The organism is Saccharomonospora iraqiensis subsp. paurometabolica YIM 90007 (assembly GCF_000231035.2).
Taxonomy (GTDB): domain Bacteria; phylum Actinomycetota; class Actinomycetes; order Mycobacteriales; family Pseudonocardiaceae; genus Saccharomonospora; species Saccharomonospora paurometabolica.
In genome coordinates this window covers 1-415 of the sequence record NZ_KI912189.1, presented here as the reverse complement: position 1 = coordinate 415, position 415 = coordinate 1, and the positions used below count along the sequence as shown (strand labels likewise).

The following is a 415-nucleotide window of genomic DNA, read 5'->3' as shown; positions in this document are numbered from 1 at the left end:
CCTCGCGGCCGGGGCCGCCGCGGTGGTCTCCCTGCTGTTGCCGTGGACCGGGCTGACCGCCTCGGACGCCGAGGTCCGCGCGGCGCTGGCCGGGCTGCCCGCCGGTGACGTCTCCCGGTCGGCGTGGGATTCCACGTTCTTCGCCTGGCTGCCCCCGGTGCTGCTGGCGCTCGCGGGCGTGGTCGTGGTCGCGTTCGGTCAGTTCCGCACCGCTCGGGCGAGCGGACTGCCGCACCTGTGGGTGGTGACCACCGGCGTCGCCCTGTGTTCGACGGTGCTGGCGTGGGTGTTCCGCGACTGGCAGTTCGGCCCGCAGCAGCGGGCCTTCCTCGACGACGCCGGTGTCGACCTGGTCGCGGGCCCCGGCCGCTGGGTGGCCGCGGCGGCGCTCGCGGTGTCGCTCACCGCGGCCGTG

The 415-nt window shown here is 76.6% G+C and carries 1 protein-coding gene; it reads left to right on the top strand.

Annotated elements, in window-relative coordinates:
* Positions 1 to 415, top strand: a 415-nt coding sequence (locus tag SACPADRAFT_RS31930) for a hypothetical protein (protein WP_040923792.1), incomplete at both ends; no start/stop codon positions are given.